This is a genomic window from Rhodococcus sp. MT28 (assembly GCF_058792695.1).
Map to the genome: position 1 here is coordinate 305,389 of NZ_JBXAFD010000003.1, position 14,513 is coordinate 319,901.

14 protein-coding genes are annotated in these 14,513 nt (G+C 62.4%); 6 read left to right on the top strand and 8 right to left on the bottom strand.

The genetic code is table 11. The features are described 5' to 3' along the window. Positions 1–86 precede the first annotated feature (86 nt). Complete coding sequence (locus AC1Q6C_RS14150; protein ID WP_030535544.1) at positions 87–800, top strand: LysM peptidoglycan-binding domain-containing protein; 714 nt, start codon at positions 87–89, stop codon at positions 798–800. A 194-nt stretch (positions 801–994) separates the two neighbouring features. Beyond that, the gene (nrdR, locus tag AC1Q6C_RS14155; RefSeq protein ID WP_030535543.1) at positions 995–1,492 is read left to right on the top strand and encodes a transcriptional regulator NrdR; all 498 of its coding nucleotides are present in this window, start codon (positions 995–997) and stop codon (positions 1,490–1,492) included. Between the two features lie 286 nt (positions 1,493–1,778). Here the strand turns inward: nrdR and hrpA are convergent, their stop codons facing one another. Beyond that, positions 1,779–5,684 (bottom strand): ATP-dependent RNA helicase HrpA, encoded by a 3,906-nt coding sequence (gene hrpA / locus AC1Q6C_RS14160; protein ID WP_230359816.1) that lies wholly within the window; start codon positions 5,682–5,684, stop codon positions 1,779–1,781. Positions 5,685–5,785: 101 nt separating this feature from the next. On the opposite strand from hrpA, the gene AC1Q6C_RS14165 reads away from it, so the two are divergent. Beyond that, entirely contained in the window at positions 5,786–6,415 is a 630-nt protein-coding gene (locus AC1Q6C_RS14165; protein ID WP_230359817.1) for a Pr6Pr family membrane protein, read from the top strand. Here AC1Q6C_RS14165 and AC1Q6C_RS14170 read toward each other — a convergent pair. Beyond that, positions 6,386–6,703, bottom strand: coding sequence for a DUF2322 family protein (locus tag AC1Q6C_RS14170; protein ID WP_054188522.1), 318 nt, complete (start codon positions 6,701–6,703; stop codon positions 6,386–6,388). The two genes, AC1Q6C_RS14165 and AC1Q6C_RS14170, sit on opposite strands and share 30 nt — an antisense overlap. 132 nt (positions 6,704–6,835) lie before the next feature. Between AC1Q6C_RS14170 and AC1Q6C_RS14175 the strand changes: the two genes are divergently transcribed. Then, positions 6,836–8,059 (top strand): aminotransferase family protein, encoded by a 1,224-nt coding sequence (locus AC1Q6C_RS14175; protein WP_047269349.1) that lies wholly within the window; start codon positions 6,836–6,838, stop codon positions 8,057–8,059. A 2-nt stretch (positions 8,060–8,061) separates the two neighbouring features. Here AC1Q6C_RS14175 and AC1Q6C_RS14180 read toward each other — a convergent pair whose 3' ends face one another. Next, positions 8,062–8,328 (bottom strand): hypothetical protein, encoded by a 267-nt coding sequence (locus AC1Q6C_RS14180; RefSeq protein ID WP_054188520.1) that lies wholly within the window; start codon positions 8,326–8,328, stop codon positions 8,062–8,064. Positions 8,329–8,345: 17 nt separating this feature from the next. Here AC1Q6C_RS14180 and AC1Q6C_RS14185 point away from each other — a divergent pair, with 17 nt between their 5' ends. Continuing rightward, on the top strand, positions 8,346–9,035 hold the full coding sequence (locus AC1Q6C_RS14185; protein WP_230359818.1) for a hypothetical protein: 690 nt from the start codon (positions 8,346–8,348) through the stop codon (positions 9,033–9,035). Here AC1Q6C_RS14185 and AC1Q6C_RS14190 read toward each other — a convergent pair. From AC1Q6C_RS14190 to AC1Q6C_RS14200, 3 genes are all read right to left on the bottom strand, one after another. Continuing rightward, on the bottom strand, positions 9,030–9,710 hold the full coding sequence (locus AC1Q6C_RS14190; protein ID WP_003942237.1) for a PhzF family phenazine biosynthesis protein: 681 nt from the start codon (positions 9,708–9,710) through the stop codon (positions 9,030–9,032). The two genes, AC1Q6C_RS14185 and AC1Q6C_RS14190, sit on opposite strands and share 6 nt — an antisense overlap. A 79-nt stretch (positions 9,711–9,789) precedes the next feature. Beyond that, positions 9,790–10,329 (bottom strand): alkylhydroperoxidase, AhpD family, encoded by a 540-nt coding sequence (gene ahpD, locus AC1Q6C_RS14195; protein ID WP_003942122.1) that lies wholly within the window; start codon positions 10,327–10,329, stop codon positions 9,790–9,792. Between the two features lie 2 nt (positions 10,330–10,331). Next, the gene (locus AC1Q6C_RS14200) at positions 10,332–10,919 is read right to left on the bottom strand and encodes a peroxiredoxin (RefSeq protein WP_003942119.1); all 588 of its coding nucleotides are present in this window, start codon (positions 10,917–10,919) and stop codon (positions 10,332–10,334) included. Between the two features lie 229 nt (positions 10,920–11,148). Between AC1Q6C_RS14200 and AC1Q6C_RS14205 the strand changes: the two genes are divergently transcribed. Then, complete coding sequence (locus AC1Q6C_RS14205) at positions 11,149–12,069, top strand: hydrogen peroxide-inducible genes activator (RefSeq protein WP_047269357.1); 921 nt, start codon at positions 11,149–11,151, stop codon at positions 12,067–12,069. Between the two features lie 28 nt (positions 12,070–12,097). On the opposite strand, the gene AC1Q6C_RS14210 is transcribed toward AC1Q6C_RS14205, so the two are convergent. Together AC1Q6C_RS14210 and AC1Q6C_RS14215 are read right to left on the bottom strand one after the other, a co-directional pair. After that, positions 12,098–13,498, bottom strand: coding sequence for an FAD-binding oxidoreductase (locus tag AC1Q6C_RS14210; RefSeq protein ID WP_116056797.1), 1,401 nt, complete (start codon positions 13,496–13,498; stop codon positions 12,098–12,100). A gap of 122 nt (positions 13,499–13,620) precedes the next feature. Then, positions 13,621–14,469 (bottom strand): LysR substrate-binding domain-containing protein, encoded by an 849-nt coding sequence (locus AC1Q6C_RS14215; protein ID WP_050656878.1) that lies wholly within the window; start codon positions 14,467–14,469, stop codon positions 13,621–13,623. Positions 14,470–14,513 lie beyond the last annotated feature (44 nt).

The following is a 14,513-nucleotide window of genomic DNA, read 5'->3' on the forward strand; positions in this document are numbered from 1 at the left end:
GGATTTGCTCGCGGTTTCAAACATCTGTTCGATTCGTGTCGCTCCAAGTAGAGACATTGTCGGCCAGGCGTGGTAGAAATTCGAACATGCGTTCCATCGAACGCATGATCGAACACATCGATCGGTGTCGACCAGCGGAGGTCACGATGGGTAACGCAGCACTGAAAAGCAACAGGGTTTTCGACGACGCGATTGGTTTCGACGCGTTTGGTTTCGACGGTACGTCGGCACTGAAGTACCACCCCTCGTTCTATGGACCCGATGCAGACGCTGTGTCCTTCGAACGGCGCGGAGCGGCCGAAATGCATGGCGTGGCCAGGGATGTCGACAACGAACCGCAGGCGGCCGTCGTTCGCCGGGTTCCGGCGGTGGGCGCGGTTTCAGGTTCGCGTTCATTGCGCGAATCTCCTCGCCGGTGGGACAGCGAGCACGATTCGTCACGCCCGTACGGAGGAAGTTTCGCGCACCGAAACAGGGTCGGTGTGTCACGGGTCGAACATGAAGTGGCCGCCGAGGATGTCAGTTGGAAGACGGTTTTCCTGGGCGCCGTATTCACCGCATTCGCAGTGTTGGCGTTGGTGGGGATCGGCGCTTTGTCGAGTGGTGACGTAGCTGCGACAAACGGCGCGACCGAAGTGGTTCGCGTTGCCGCGGGTGAATCCCTCAGTGATATTGCTGCCAAGGTTGCACCTGGCCAGGCTGTCGGTTCGGTGATCGAGCAGATCATGGATCTCAATGCGATGTCGAGTTCCGGACTGTCAGTGGGACAAACGCTGATCGTGCCGGCCTCGGGGCGCTGACCTACCCCGTACCGGGCGGGGGCGTACCGAGCGTGAGAGCAGTCCGTTCACAGCGAGTAAGCTGTCCACTTGACAGTCCCACCACCTCGGGTGGTCGCGTTGAGTACGTGGATCTGCTCTGTAAATCGTCGGAGGATTTGCAGTCGGTAGCGAATCTGAGTTGCGGCCATTTCGGCGACAACGAAGGAACCCCGATGCATTGCCCGTTCTGCCGGCACCCTGATTCCCGAGTGGTCGATTCGCGCGAGGCCGACGAGGGCCAGGCGATCAGGCGGCGCCGTTCGTGCCCCGAGTGTGGCCGCCGATTCACCACGGTCGAGACGGCAGTTCTCTCGGTCGTGAAGCGCAGCGGCGTCACGGAGCCTTTCAGCCGAGAAAAGGTTGTCAAAGGTGTGCGTCGCGCATGCCAGGGCCGCCAAGTGGACAACGATTCGCTGAATTTGCTCGCCCAACAGGTCGAAGATGCCGTTCGAGCTTCGGGTTCTGCCGAAATTCCCAGTAACGAGGTAGGGCTCGCGATCCTCGATCCGCTTCGAAATCTCGACGAAGTCGCCTACCTGCGATTCGCATCGGTGTACAAGTCCTTCAGCTCGGCTGCGGATTTCGAACGTGAGATCACCGACATGCGCGAGCATGCAGAGACCCGTGCCGCCGAGAAGGCTCCCGGCGCCGAGACCGTTTCCGTCGACTGAGGCCTTCGCCTCAGATAACGCTGAGAGCACAGAGCGGTCTTAGGTAACGCTGAGAACACAAAGCGAACAATCGAACAAATCGGGCACGTTATTCGCTTAGTGTCTACCAGGTACGTTCGTCCGCATCTCGGATCTTCACGGAGGCGTTATGAACTTAGTTGCAGTTCTCGGAGTCGTGAACAGCCTGGTAACCCTCGGGTTCGCCAACACTGTTGCCACCTTTGGCGGTTTCCTCACCAACGTCAACATTCAGACAATCTACTGATCGCGCAATTCTCGCCGAACATCAACGCTTGATCGCTTCGATAGCTTTCAGGACTCGCTTTTCGGAAATCGGTGTGGGTGTACCGAGGGACTGCGCAAACAGGCTCACGCGCAGTTCCTCGATCATCCAACTGATCGCGTCGACATCTCGAGCAGTGCGACGCTCTTCGGGAAGCGAACTCAACAACCGGTCGTACGCTGCGTACACCCGGTCGAGGACATCCATAGCCTGCTGATCTCGTTGTGCACTTGCGGGCAGAGCTTCGAGACGGAATTTTGCTGCGGCAAGATACCGCGGTAAATCGCGTAGGCGGGCCGATCCCAGTTCGGCGACAAATCCCGGAAACAGCAGTGAGGTCAACTGTTCTCGGACGTCGTCGGCTGCCTCGCCGCGCGAGCGGTCCAGCACGACGCTCAGTTGGTGTGCTTGTTCGAGGATCGGAACAATCATGCGCAGGATCGCGGAAACGCGTCCGGCCAGTTCGGAGCGTGCGATCTTCACCAGGGCATCGAACGCTTCAGGCGTGCGTACCGGTCCACCGTGGGCCGCAATCACTTCGTTGGCAGCTGCCACCCGGCAATCTTCGACGAGGGCCTCCAAGCCGCCGTCCGGATTCTGGCCGAGAGCCAGACGCTGCGTGTTCGACAAGCCGGCGGTCACTGCCTTGAGTTGGGTGGGAACGGCCGCGAGGAGAAGCGCCCGCGTACCTTCCCTCATCGCCTGCGCCTGCGCGGCCGGCGTACTCAGGACACGAACGGCAACTCCGCCGTTCTCCGGCACCAGAGCTGGGTAGCCGGTCACCTGCTGTCCGCCGATGGAGCGAGTGATGGTCTGTTCCAATGCGCCCAGGGTTTCGGATGTCCAGACGGTTGCCGCTGCCCGTTCGGTTCCGGTTGCCGCCTTGGCCACTTCCTTCTGCACGCGCGGGGCGAGTGTGCGTCGTAGCTGCGCCAGATCCTTGCCCTTCGCGAGAACCTTGCCCGATTCGTCCTCGACGACAAACGTCATCCGAAGATGGTCGGGCAGCGCGGCGGGATCGAAGTCCTTGGCGTCGATCTGGATCCCGCCCAAGTGCGAGAGTTCGCGGGCCATTGCGGTCATCAACGGCTCGGATCGAGGTTTGACTGCTGCCAACGCTGCGGCGGCGTAGTCGGGTGCGGGCACGACAGCGCGTCGGATGTTCTTGGGCAACGTCTTGATCAGAGCAGTAACCAGATCGACGCGCATACCGGGGACCAACCAGTCGAAGCCGACCGGCTGAAGTTGCGCGAGCAGGCCGACCGGGATGTGCGCGCTGACGCCGTCGTCGTCCTTTCCCGGCTCGAATTGGTAAGTGAGCGGAAACTGCATGTCGCCCTGGCGCCAAGCGTCTGGGTACTCGCCGCCCAGGACGGCAGCCGCGTCGGAGTTGACCACGGTTTCCGGAGTGAACGTCAGCAGACTGGGGTTCTTGCGCCGCTCACCCTTCCACCACTGGTCGAAGTGCCTGGCGGACACCGCTTCCTGGCCGACCCGTTCGTCGTAGAACTCGTAGAGAGTTTCGTCGTCGACGAGGATGTCGCGTCGGCGCGCGCGGTTCTCGAGTTCCTCGACGTTGTCGAGGAGTGCACGGTTTTCGTGGAAGAACTTGTGGTTCGTCTGCCATTCGCCCTGCACGAGCGCATGGCGGATGAAGAGATCGCGAGAGGCCTCGGGATCGATTCGTGAGTACGTCACTGCGCGGCCGGTTACCAGAGGAACTCCGTAGAGAGTGACCCGCTCGTATGCCATCGCCGAGCCGCGCTTGGAGGACCAGTGCGGTTCGGAATAGGTCCGTTTCACCAGGTGCGGGGCGAGCTTTTCAGCCCACTCGGGTTCGATACGCGCTGACATGCGCGCCCACAGCCTCGACGTTTCCACGAGTTCGGCGGCCATGACCCAGCGTGGTGGCTTCTTGAACAGTCCCGATCCGGGGAAGATCGCGAAGTGGCTGCCCCTGGCGCCGAGGTAGTCCCGCTTCTCGCCCTCGCGTAGCCCGATATGCGAGAGCAATCCGGCAAGGAGCGACTGATGGATCGCGTTCTCGCTTGCCGGTGTCTCTCCCACTGTCCAGCCGAGACCGCGGGTGATCTGCCGGAGTTGCCCGTGCAGATCCTGCCATTCGCGGATGCGGAGCCAGTGCAGGAACTCGTTCCGGCACATCTTGCGAAACTGGTTGGAGGACAGATCGTTACGTTGTTCGCGTAAGTAGTCCCACAGTTTCAGGTAGGCCAGGAAGTCGGAGTTCTCGACGTTGAAGCGGGCGTGCTTTTCGTCGGCGGCTTGCTGGAACTCGGCGGGCCGCTCGCGAACGTCCTGGATGGACAACGCCGCGACGATGACAAGGGTTTCGTGAAGGCAACCGTTGTTCTTGGCTTCCACCAGCATCCGTGCCATCCGCGGATCCACCGGAATCTGGGCCAGCTCGCGGCCGACCGGCGTCAGTTCGGGGTGGCTGGCCTCGGAACCTCGCGCGATGGCGCCGAGTTCCTCGAGGAGTCCGATTCCGTCCTTCACGGCGCGCTGGTCCGGCGGTTCGACGAAGGGGAATGCCGCGATGTCGCCCAGGCCGAGGGCCGTCATCTGCAAGATCACGGATGCGAGGTTGGTTCGCAGGATCTCCGGTTCGGTGAATGCCGGCCGTGACTCGAAGTCCTCCTCGGAATACAGGCGGATGCAGATTCCTTCGGCGACGCGGCCGCAACGCCCGGAACGCTGACGAGCTGACGCCTGCGAAATGGGCTCGATCGGCAACCGCTGAACCTTGGTGCGCACCGAATATCGCGAAATGCGCGCGGTTCCCGGATCGACGACGTACCGAATGCCGGGAACGGTCAGCGAGGTCTCGGCCACGTTGGTGGCAAGGACGACGCGTCGGCCGGTGTGCGGCGAGAACACTTTGTGTTGCTCGGCAGCAGACAGCCGCGCGTACAGCGGGACGATTTCGGTGTTGCGAAGACGCCGATCGCGTAAAGCATCTGCGGTGTCGCGAATTTCGCGTTCGCCGGAGAGGAAGACCAAGATGTCGCCTTCGCCCTCCGCGCTCAGCTCGTCGACCGCCTCGCAGACCGCGTCGACGGGATCGCGGTCGAAGGTGATGTCGCCGGATTCGACGGTCAGTGGCCGGTAACGCATTTCGACAGGGAATGTTCGCCCGGATACCTCGACGATCGGCGCGGGCTTACCGTCGACAGCGAAGTGCTTGGCGAAGCGCTCGGGATCGATGGTCGCCGACGTGATGATGACCTTGAGATCGGGTCGGCGGGGGAGCAGCTGAGCCAGGTAACCGAGGATGAAGTCGATGTTGAGACTGCGTTCGTGCGCTTCGTCGATGATCAGCGTGTCGTAGCGTCGGAGCATACGGTCGCGCTGAATTTCGGCGAGGAGAATGCCGTCGGTCATGAGCTTGACGTAGGTGCGGTCCGAGACCTGGTCGGTGAACCGCACGGTGTATCCGACGGCGTCGCCGAGTTCGGTGTCGAGTTCTTCGGCGATACGTTCGGCAACGGTGCGTGCTGCCAACCGGCGCGGCTGTGTGTGTCCGATCAGACCGCGGACGCCACGTCCGAGTTCGAGACAGATCTTCGGGATCTGGGTTGTCTTACCCGAGCCGGTCTCGCCGGCGACGATGACAACCTGATTTTCCGAGATCGCGGTCGCGATGTCGTCCTTGCGCTGACTGACGGGCAGAGCTTCCGGATACGAGACTGCGGGAACATTGGCGGAGCGTGCGGCCAACCGCGTGCGCGCCGTTTCGATTTCCTCGGCCAGCGCCACCAAAGCGTCTGGTGTGCGGGCACGGTCGAGTTTGCGACGGAGTCGACTCTCGTCGCGGAGTGAGACCTGCGCCAGCGCGCTCTTCAGGTCACTCCGCTTGGGGGAGAGCGGGGCCGGTGGTGTTGTAGACATGCTGATGACAGCCTATCGAACGCGTTCACAACTACCGCTCGCAGATCGTTTTGATGTGCAAATATCGACCGGTGACGACAAATACCGCAAATGAGTCATCGGTGCCTGTCTTGTCGACGCCGATCGCCGTGCGAGCCCTGAGACTGTTGTTTGCTGTGTTCGGACTTGCCGCTTTGCTGTGGATCCCGATCCGTGACGCGGCTGAGCTGTCTCTGTCGAACTATCTGAGCTACTTCACCATCGAGAGCAACATTCTTGCGGTGATCGTGTTGCTGATCGGTGCAATTCGAGATCCACAATCGCAGGCGTGGCAGTCGATCCGCGGGGCGGTGACGCTGTACATGGTGATCACCGGCATCATCTATGCCGTCCTCCTGGCAGATATCGACGTCAATTTGAACGATGCCTGGATCAACTCGGCACTGCATCGGATTCTTCCGTTGGTCATGCTGCTCGACTGGGTGTTCTTCGCCTCGAGGCACAGGATCTCCGAAGCACGTTCACTGCAGTGGTTGCTGTTCCCGGTCGTGTACGGCGTGTACACGTTGATCCGAGGTTCGATCGTCGACTGGTATCCCTACCCGTTCATGGATCCGCGCCACCAGGGCTATCTGGCCCTGTTCATCGGATTCGTCGTACTGGGCATCGCGATGGCCCTGATGGTGTTGGCAGTCAATGCCGTCGGACGGTTGGGCGCCGGGCTACGCGGACGGAACGCTGCGAAGTCCTAGGGGATTGCCGGAGGCGAGCACCTGATCGAGTCGGTCCACGTTCGGATGCTTACCGGGGTTCGCCCGCGCGTCCTCGGTGTGCTCGGCGAAGATCGTCAATCCTGCCGAGGCGGCTTCGGGTGTCAGCGCGCCGTAGACTTGAGCGAGATGGTTGTACACCTTGACCGAGCCGGACTTTCCGGGCTTGTTCTCCACGGTGTCGACGACGGTTCCGTCGGCGTCGAGTACCTCGATGGCGGCCAGATGATCGATGGTGGGCAGTGCGGCGAGATTGTCGGCAAAAGTCATGGTCGACAGATTACGGGTGCGCCCGGAAATGCCGGTGCCGGGCGAGCGCCGTCGTGCGCGGATTCCTGGTGTCGATATAGTCGCAGCACATCGTTTGCACACCAGCATCGTTTGTATTCGAAGGGGACAATGATGGCTTCGGCATTGTGGCACGGGTTCGCGGACATGGGCGCTGTGGAGAAAAACGGCGCGTTTGTCGTCTCTCGCGGTGAGGGCGCGTACATCTGGGACCGCGAGGGCACTCGGTATCTGGATGCGACAGCGGGCCTGTGGTTCACCAATGTCGGGCACGGGCGCACGGAGATCGCGGATGCGGTGGCGGCTCAGTTGTCGAAGATCGCTCATTTTTCGAATTTCGGTGATTTTGTTCCCGAGACCACGCAGGTGTTGGCGGAGCGGTTGGCGACGATCGCGCCGGTTGCCGGGAGCAAGATCTTCTTCACTTCGGGTGGTTCGGATTCGGTGGACACTGCGGCGAAGCTTGCTCGTCGGTACTGGCACGAGGTGGGGCAGCCGGAGAAGGCGATCATCGTCGGTCGTCAGAAGGCGTACCACGGAATGCATGTTGCGGGAACAGCTCTCGCTGGTATTCCGGTGAACCGTGAGGGGTACGGCGAGCTGATGGCGGATGCGGCCACGGTCGGCTGGGATGATGCGAAGAGTCTGCTCGAGTTGATCGAGCGGGTCGGTGCGAACAAGATCGCTGCGTTCTTCGCGGAGCCGATCATCGGTGCGGGTGGGGTGTATCTTCCGCCGGAGGGGTATCTGGCCGAGGTGCGTGACATCTGCCGTGAGCACGACATCCTCTTTGTCGTCGACGAGGTCGTGACCGGTTTCGGCCGGATCGGTGGTGAGTGGTTCGCGTCCACCCGTTTCGATTTGCAGCCCGACATGATGACCACGGCAAAGGGTTTGACGTCGGGTTACGTGCCGATGGGTGCGGTGTTCATCGCGCCGCGGGTGGCGGAGCCGTTCTATGCCGGTTCGTGGTGGCGTCATGGGTACACCTACGGCGGGCATGCCGGTGCTGCTGCGGCGGCGATGGCGAACCTCGACATTCTCGAGCGTGAGAATCTGCTCGCGGAGTCGAAGCGTCTGGAGGCGTCGTTGCATACGCATCTGCAGCCGTTGGCCGAGCATCCGCGGGTGGCGGAGGTTCGTAGTGGGCTCGGTGCGGTCGCTGCGGTGCAGTTGGCTGATCCGGCGGAGGCGTTGCCGTTCGTGAAGACGCTTCGCGAGCACGGTATTTCGGGTCGCGCTGCGGGTCAGGGTGCGATGCAGATTTCGCCGACGTTTGTGATGACCGACGATCAGGTCGCCGAGATGGCCGCGGGGATCCTCGCAGCCCTCGGATGAGTTCAGTTGCGGCGCCGAAAGAGTTTCTCGATTCGGCGCCGCACTGCGTTGGGCGCAGGTTCGAGTTCCAGAACCTCTTGTTCCGACTGCTTGGCGTACGCCTGGGTGTAGCGCTCGTGTAGCACCGAGCGAATTTCGTCCGGAGAGTAGGCCCGACGCTGGCGTTCGCCGCGCGCAACGAGAACCCCGGTGGCGGCAACGCCCATTGCACCGGCGAGGCCGACCAGTTTCCAAACGTGCGAGGCGCGCAGAGGAGTCGTGAGTTTCATCCCTCTACGCTAGAGGCATGGACCGACGATTGCTTTCGCAGGTGAGTCTAGACGAGGCCGCCGCGGCGACCCGCACGGGCGACATCTGGATCTTCCGCGGAGAGTCGACGGCGGACCGGGCCATCCAGACGCTGACCAACAGCCCGGTCAACCACGTCGGAATGTCGGTCGTGATCGACGACCTTCCGCCGCTGATGTGGCATGCGGAACTCGGTCACTCGCTGCAGGACATGTGGACCGGACGCTTCCAGCGTGGTGTCCAACTGCACGATCTGCGATCGGCCGTTCAGGTTTGGGGCGCCAAGTACGGGCAGCGTGGATGGTTGCGCCAGCTCGACCACGAGATCACCCGGGAGCAGGAAGACGCTCTGCTCGAGACGATCGCGCGGCTGGACGGTACGCCTTTCCCGTCGACGGCCAAGCTTGCTTCGCGCTGGTTCGGAGGCCGAATCCCGAAGCTGCGCAAGAAGTCCGACGTATCGGCAGTGGCCGTCGAGAGCGCCTACTGCGCCGAAGTGGTTGCCAAGACCTATGAAGCGATGGGTCTGCTCGTCGGCAATCGTCGTGTCAACTGGTTCGACCCGGGCAAGTTCTGGAGTGGAGATCAGTTGCCCCTCGCGCCGGGAGTTGCGCTCGGTGACGAGATCTCGGTATCACTGAGTGCACGTGACCTCGAGGCCGGACGCAATCCCGCCGGGTACTCATAAGGTTCGTGACGGCTCGGCGACGACGCGGCCGCCGACTTCGAGCCAACCTTCCGGAGAGAAGGTGGTGTGAAGCACCGATCCGCGTCCCTGGGTGATGAGCAGTGATTTCCTCAATCGGTCCGTGATGCGCAGCGCTGCAGATCCGGTTGCCTCGTCCTCGGCGATTCCCATCACCGGTGCGAACATGCGTGCGCGGATGGCAGCTTCGAGCTTGTCCTGCCACGCCCACAGATACGAATGATCCGCCTCGTAGTCGGACGGATCTGCGTCGATGACGTCGTCCACCGTGTCCATCGGATAGATCGCGAATTCCGGTGCCCATTCGGCACGCGCGCGTACCCACGTCAAAGCGCCGGATTGGCGGACGTCGACACTGCCGGCAGGAACGTCGAGGGCGCTCACGCGACGGCCCTGTTCGCCCAGCCACCACGTGGCACCGACGGTCGGGTGTCCGGCGAAGGGGAGTTCTGCTGCCGGAGTGAAGATCTGGACCCGCGCACGCGAGGCGCCGTCATCCGGAACGTCGATGAAGATGGTCTCGCTGTAGTCGAGTTCCTTCGCGACGGCTTGTCGATCCGATTCTGCAACCGTGGACGCGTCGACGATTCCCAGCGGATTCCCGTGCTTGCCGTTCTCGTCCGTGAAGACCCGGACCACACTCACCTCGATACCCATCGGTCCACCCTAGCGCGCGAAAAGCCCTCCCCACCGTCACGGTGGGGAGGGCTCGTCGAACTGCAGTCAGATACGAGGATCAGACCTGTGCGGCAGAGAGGATTTCGTTGGCTTCGACAGCCTGTGCGACGCCCGCGACGATGGAACCGGCGCGGATCGCTTCGAAGATGACCTCGCGGTCGACACCTTCCTGGCGGAGGGTGTTCTCGTGAGCTTCGAGGCAGTGGTTGCAGCCGTTGATCGCGGACACTGCAAGCGACCACAATTCGAAGTCGGCCTTGTCGACGCCCGGGTTGCCGATGATGTTCATCCGCAGGCCGGCACGAAGATCGTCGTACTTACCGTCGAGGTAGCCCTTGGTGCGGTAGAAGACGTTGTTCATGCCCATGATCGACGCTGCGCCGAGAGCGGCGTTGTATGCCTCTGCCGACAGGTTGTCGGCAGCCTCGGAAGCAATCTCCTTGAGCGTGGACGCAGACTTGGTGGCTGCGGCCGTTGCGAGGAGCGTTCCCCACAACTGCTGCTCGTTCAGGACCGTCGTGCGCGCAATGGAACTCAGGTTGAGCTTGAGGTCCTTCGCGTACTCGGGAAGCGAGTTCTTGAGGTTCTCGACGCTCATACTCAGACGCTCGCAGTCAGGAGCTCGCCGGCGTTGATGGTCGGGTCGCCCTTCTTCCAGTTGCATGCGCACAGCTCGTCGCTCTGGAGAGCGTCGAGGACGCGGAGAACCTCGTCGACGTTACGGCCGACGGAACCGGCTGTGACGGAGACGAACTGGATCTCGTTGTTGGGGTCGACGATGAACGTCGCGCGGTCTGCAACGCCGTCGGCGTTGAGGACGCCGGTGGCCTCGGCAAGCTCGCGCTTGAGGTCCGAGAGCATCGGGAAGGGGAGGGTCTTGAGCTCTTCGTGCTGTGCACGCCACTGGAAGTGCACGAACTCGTTGTCGACGGAAGCGCCGAGAACCTGAGCGTCACGGTCTGCGAACTCTTCGTTGAGCTTGCCGAATGCAGCAATCTCGGTGGGGCACACGAAGGTGAAGTCCTTGGGCCAGAAGAAGACGATGCGCCACTTGCCTGCGTAGTCGTCACTGGTGACGGTGGTGAAGTAGTCATCGGGCTGCTGGGCATCGACCTTGGACAGGTCGCCGCCGATGACAGCCGTGAGGTTGTAAGCGGGGAACTGGTCGCCGATTGTGAGCAGAGCCATGTGTCTCATTCTCCTACGTGTCTCGTGAACAGGAATTTCTTGCGCACACGATCCGGCTGTTCGGACTGTGACGGCCGAACGTGCTGGATCGAGAGGGTTTGTCACCGTCAGCGGGTCGGACGGTTTCGACTGGAGTGTCGAGGTTGTGACCGGCGCTTTTTGGTATGAGTCCATTCTGCATCAAACCGTTCAAAAGGTAAAGGTGATGGGTGGCACTACACTGATAGGCATGTCTGATCAGACTTATCAACCTTCCTTGTCACAGCTGCGTGCCTTCGTGTCGGTCGCCGAGTATCGGCATTTCGGTACTGCCGCAGCGCGTTCCGGTGTGAGCCAACCCACACTGTCGCAGGCGCTGGCAGCTCTAGAGGCGGGGCTGGGAGTCAGACTGATCGAACGCAGTACCCGGCGTGTGCTCGTGACCGCGGACGGACAGCGCTTGCTCGGTCAGGCCAAGCAGATTCTCGAAGCTGCCGACGGTTTCGTCGCGAGCGCGGCCGGCTCCGGCGACTCTCTGACCGGACCGCTACGCATCGGGTTGATCCCGACCGTTGCGCCCTACATTCTTCCGGGGTTGTTGCCGGAGCTGCGCGAGAAGTTGCCGTCGTTGGCGCCGCAAATAGTCGAGGATCAAACGGCGCGCCTACTCGATGCACTGCGATCGGGAGCGCTCGACGTCGCGGTGTTGGCGCTTCCTGCCGGAACACCTGGCCTGGTGGAAGTTCCTGTGTACGAAGAGGATTTTGTGATGGTCGTGCCGAACGATCATTCCTTGGCCGGACGTGTCGATCTCACGGCGGACGTGCTCGACGCGCTGCCGTTGCTCTTGCTCGACGACGGCCACTGCCTGCGTGACCAGACGTTGGATCTGTGCCGTTCGGTAGACGCCCATCCGCTTGCCGGCGACACGCGGGCTACCTCTCTCGCGACAGTCGTGCAATGTGTGGCCGGGGGACTCGGGGTGACTTTGGTCCCGGAATCGGCTGTTGCCGTGGAGGTTCGACGCGGGGACTTGTCGACGGCGCATTTCGCTTCGCCGGCTCCAGGTCGCACGATCGGCGTCGTGTTCCGTTCGTCGAGTGGCCGAGCAGAAGGATTCCGTCAGCTGGCCGAGCTGGTCCGTTCGGTCAGCCCGACGGTTCCTCGATGACGTGACTCGTTCGACGTCGACGTGAAAGCTAGTCGAGAGAGCCTTCTTTCGCGGCAATGACGGCTCCGGGATTGAGAATTCCCAGCGGGTCGAGCGCATCCTTGACCTTGCGATTGAGGGCCATGACGTCTTCACCCAACTGTGACGGCAGCCAGTCGCGCTTGAGTCGACCGACCCCGTGTTCGCCGGTGATCGTGCCGCCGAGCGCGATGGCGAGATCCATCACCCGTCCGAATGCGATCTGTGCGCGTTCGGACATGTCCGGGTCTGCGGGGTCGAAGACGATGAGCGGGTGGGTGTTTCCGTCTCCGGCGTGCGCCACCGTGCAGATCAGGACGTCGAGGTCGTCTGCGATGGCTTCGACCCCGGTTACCAGCTGGGGGAGTGCGCGCATGGGAACGCCCACGTCTTCGAGAAGCAGACTTCCCATCGCGAGCACGGCCGGGAACACCGCTCGCCGTGCCGCCGCAAAAGCGTCACCTTCGGCCTGGTCATCGGTGGCGAATACTTCGGTGGCTCCGTTGTTTTCGCACGCCTGAACAATCGTCTCGATTTCCAGCACGCCTGCCGCGCCGGGTGCGTCGGACTGCGCGAGCAGTAGTGCGTGAGCCTTGCGGTTGAGACCCATGCGTACCGAATCCTCGACAGCATTGATACTGGCGTGATCCATGAACTCGAGCATCGCCGGACGCATGTTGCTGGTGATCGCCAAGACCGCGTCGGCAGCTTCTTGTACCGAGTCGAACGACGCGACGACGGTTGATGCGGGCGGCTGCGCGGGAATCAAACGCAACGTGATTTCCGTGATGATGCCGAGAGTGCCCTCGCTGCCCACGAACAGTTTGGTGAGTGAGAGTCCGGCGACGTCCTTGAGAAGGGGACCTCCGAGGCTGACAGCTGTACCGTCCGCCAGCACGACCCGGAGTCCGAGAACGTAGTCGGTGGTAACTCCGTACTTGACGCAGCAGAGTCCGCCGGCGTTGGTGGCTGCATTGCCGCCGATGGAACAGATCTCGAAGGACGACGGGTCAGGTGGGTACCAGAGTCCGTGCTCTGCGGCGGCTTTCTTGACCTCCGCATTCATCAAGCCGGGCTGAGTAACCGCCACACGGGCGACCGGGTCGATCGTGATCTGTCGCATTCGCTCGGTGCTGACCACGATGCAACCGTCGACGGCGCTGGATCCACCGGAAAGGCCCGAGCCGGCACCTCTGGGAACCACCGGAACGCGGTGGGCGGTTGCCCATCGCATCACGGTTTGGATGTCTTCGGTGCACGTAGCGCGAACCACGGCAGCGGGGTGGCCGGCGGTCGGATCGGCGGCCCAGTCCTGGCGGTAGCCCGCGGTCACGTCCGGATCCAGCAGGACGGCTCCCTCGGGGAGTGCCGCTACCAATTCGTCGAGGGCTGAAGAACTCGCGGGAGTCATACTCTCATCATGCTCGACGGAGTTCGACGATGCGCCAATTCGCGAGACCACAGCCCGAGTCTGTCGCGCCTGATCAGTTCAGCATTGTCCGGCAGCGATCCTCCGAGTTGCCAGTTGAAGCCCTAGCGGCCCTTCTGCTTTCCGGAGAACCGGCCACCCGAACTCTTGGTCCCACCGGACTTGCCGCTGCCTGATTTGCCGCCCGCCTTGGCCTTACCGGAACCGGCGTTGCGTCCGGATATGTTCTTTGCGGTGCCGGCGCCCTTAGCTTTCTGCCCGTTCTTGGCAGCTTCTGCGCGACGCTCGCGGGCCGCGATCTTGGCCTTGACGGAGCCCTTGATCTTCTCCGCCGGCTCACCGTTTCGGCCGCGGGAACTCTGCGCCGTTCGGCCCCGCACGATGCCGATCAGTTCCTCGACCAGATCTGTGGTCTTGGACTCCATCCATGCCAAAGCCACAGGAGCCTCGGGCGCACCGTCCACCGGACGGAAGGTCAGGTCCTTGCGATGGTGGAACCGCGCCAGCGAATGGGGAACCACGACAACTCCGACGCCGGCGGCCACCAACTCGATGGCGTCGGCGATGGTCGCGGGTCGCTCGGCGGCGGTCTTTCCGGGACGGGTCGGCCACTCGAGTCTGTCGTCGAGAGGATCGAGCACTATCTCGTCGGCCAGATCGTCGACGGAAATCTGATCGACAGTAGTGAATACGTGATCTTTCGGTACCACCACCACCGGGGTTTCCGCGTACAGCGAGATGGCGCTGATGCCGGTCCGGTCGATCGGCAGTCGAACCAACCCTGCATCGGCTTCACCGGCGCGAAGTGCAGCTTCGAGTTCGAGAACCGGGAACTGAACAAGTTCCAGACGCACCTCGGGGAGCCGCTCGTGCCACACCCGGACCCACTTGGTGGGCGTCACCCCCGGGGCGTACGCGAGTCGAAAAATTGCCTGACTATCCGCGTCTGTCACCAGGCAAGGCTACCGCCTTGGTAAAAGCACCCGTATCGGCTGGT

What these genes read in the sequence shown, in the direction of transcription:
- hrpA (WP_230359816.1), bottom strand. Translation starts at nt 5,684, where the DNA reads ATGTCTACAACACCACCGGCCCCGCTCTCCCCCAAGCGGAGTGACCTG.
- AC1Q6C_RS14180 (WP_054188520.1), bottom strand. Translation starts at nt 8,328, where the DNA reads ATGAAACTCACGACTCCTCTGCGCGCCTCGCACGTTTGGAAACTGGTC.
- AC1Q6C_RS14200 (WP_003942119.1), bottom strand. Translation starts at nt 10,919, where the DNA reads ATGGCTCTGCTCACAATCGGCGACCAGTTCCCCGCTTACAACCTCACG.
- ahpD (WP_003942122.1), bottom strand. Translation starts at nt 10,329, where the DNA reads ATGAGCGTCGAGAACCTCAAGAACTCGCTTCCCGAGTACGCGAAGGAC.
- AC1Q6C_RS14185 (WP_230359818.1), top strand. Translation starts at nt 8,346, where the DNA reads ATGGACCGACGATTGCTTTCGCAGGTGAGTCTAGACGAGGCCGCCGCG.
- AC1Q6C_RS14210 (WP_116056797.1), bottom strand. Translation starts at nt 13,498, where the DNA reads ATGACTCCCGCGAGTTCTTCAGCCCTCGACGAATTGGTAGCGGCACTC.
- nrdR (WP_030535543.1), top strand. Translation starts at nt 995, where the DNA reads ATGCATTGCCCGTTCTGCCGGCACCCTGATTCCCGAGTGGTCGATTCG.
- AC1Q6C_RS14170 (WP_054188522.1), bottom strand. Translation starts at nt 6,703, where the DNA reads ATGACTTTTGCCGACAATCTCGCCGCACTGCCCACCATCGATCATCTG.
- AC1Q6C_RS14150 (WP_030535544.1), top strand. Translation starts at nt 87, where the DNA reads ATGCGTTCCATCGAACGCATGATCGAACACATCGATCGGTGTCGACCA.
- AC1Q6C_RS14205 (WP_047269357.1), top strand. Translation starts at nt 11,149, where the DNA reads ATGTCTGATCAGACTTATCAACCTTCCTTGTCACAGCTGCGTGCCTTC.
- AC1Q6C_RS14175 (WP_047269349.1), top strand. Translation starts at nt 6,836, where the DNA reads ATGGCTTCGGCATTGTGGCACGGGTTCGCGGACATGGGCGCTGTGGAG.
- AC1Q6C_RS14190 (WP_003942237.1), bottom strand. Translation starts at nt 9,710, where the DNA reads ATGGGTATCGAGGTGAGTGTGGTCCGGGTCTTCACGGACGAGAACGGC.